Origin of the sequence: Agriterribacter humi, assembly GCF_009192765.1 — a bacterium.
In the GTDB taxonomy this organism is placed as follows: domain Bacteria; phylum Bacteroidota; class Bacteroidia; order Chitinophagales; family Chitinophagaceae; genus Agriterribacter; species Agriterribacter humi.
Genome location: NZ_VOHQ01000028.1, coordinates 1 through 1,602, shown reverse-complemented (window position 1 = coordinate 1,602; position 1,602 = coordinate 1). Strand labels below are relative to the sequence as shown.

Below are 1,602 nucleotides of genomic sequence, written 5' to 3'. Positions count from 1 at the left end.
TCCTGACTTGTCCGCCTTTAATTTATCAAAAAAGTGAGGATTGATTTTCAATTATTTATGATAATATTTTTATAATTTGACCGCACTAAGTGGGTCAAATGCTGCATATCAGGGTCATAAAAACTAAGGGAAATTCACGGTCGGTACAGGTGTACCGCTACAAAAACAGTAAGCGTGTCATCATAAAACATATCGGCTCCGCCACCAACGATGAACAAATCACAGCCATGCAGGAAATGGCAAGGAGTTTTATTGCTGATTATACTAAGCAATCCTATTTGTTTGAAGAAACAAAGCCCAATGAAGAAGCCGTACTGGTAAGCCAATGTGATTACATAGGAATTTACTACACCTATCTGTATGACGTGCTTCGGGCAGTGCAACACCAGCTCGGATATACGCTTTTGGCAGACACATTACTGAACGATTTGACGTTGATGCGTGTCATAGAACCAGCATCTAAACTCCGTTCACTGGAATTAATGGAAACCTACTTCGGTATCAGACATCGGCGCCAACGCTTTTACGAATCGGCTTTAAAATGGTTGGTTTTAAAAGAACATATAGAAAAACAAACGCTTCATTTTGCTGCAAAGGAATACGGATTTGATTTTTCATTGTTGTTCTATGATGTTACCACTTTGTACTTTGAAACTTTTGAAGAAGACGGTTTGCGTAAAAATGGATTTTCCAAAGACAACAAGTCTCAGCAACCACAAATCCTGGTTGCACTGATGGTTACCCCCGAAGGTCTTCCTGTGGGCTACGAGGTTTTTGCGGGCAATACTTTTGAAGGGCACACCCTGATACCCGTTATCAAATCATTTATCAAAAAACACAAAGTCCAAAACTTTACCGTAATAGCCGATGCTGCTATGATAAGCACAGCCAATATTGCAGCATTGAGAGAGGAAAAGATCAACTACATCGTGGGAGCAAGATTGGGTAATGTTGCCGCCGACTTGTTATACACAATAGACACAAGACTCCCCAAAACAGATGGAAGCATTGTACGGCTTCAAACCCACAACGGCTATCTGATATGCAGCTTCTCCAAAAAGCGGTATAATAAAGACAAATATGAGATGGAAAAGCAAATTGAGAAAGCAAAATCCCTGATCAGTCAGCCATCGAAAATAAAGAAAGTAAAATACCTGAAATCGCAAAACAGTAATAATGTGTTGAATGAAGAACTCATCCAAAAGACCCAAAAGCTGCTGGGAGTGAAAGGATATTATACAGATATTGAAGAATCAGTTGCTGACAATGCAACGATTATCAGCCGTTATCACGATTTATACAAAATAGAACAAGCCTTCAGAGTATCCAAGCACGACCTGCAAACCCGTCCGATATTCCACTTCAGGGAAGAGCCGATACAACTACACATCCTCATTTGCTTTATGGCATTAGTCGTGTCCAGACACATCGAAATCAAAGCAGACATATCTATCAGGGCTTTCTTAACCCATTGCAAAAAGATAACCGATGCCCGCCTTTTGAATAGAATCAACAAAAAAGAAATCAGAATGAGGGCCTCGGCACCTCCCCAACTGCTCAAAATCGTCTCGAAAATAATCAGACCGCACTAAATCGGACAAG

The 1,602-nt window shown here is 40.4% G+C and carries 1 protein-coding gene; it reads left to right on the top strand.

What is annotated here, in order from left to right; translation table 11 throughout:
• Positions 1–98 precede the first annotated feature (98 nt).
• A complete protein-coding gene (locus FRX45_RS23055) occupies positions 99–1,592 on the top strand; it encodes an IS1634 family transposase (protein ID WP_152270846.1) in 1,494 nt (497 codons plus the stop codon).
• Positions 1,593–1,602: the final 10 nt, after the last annotated feature.

Excerpts from the sequence above, each read along its gene's own strand:
- FRX45_RS23055 (WP_152270846.1), top strand. The coding sequence starts at position 99 with ATGCTGCATATCAGGGTCATAAAAACTAAGGGAAATTCACGGTCGGTA.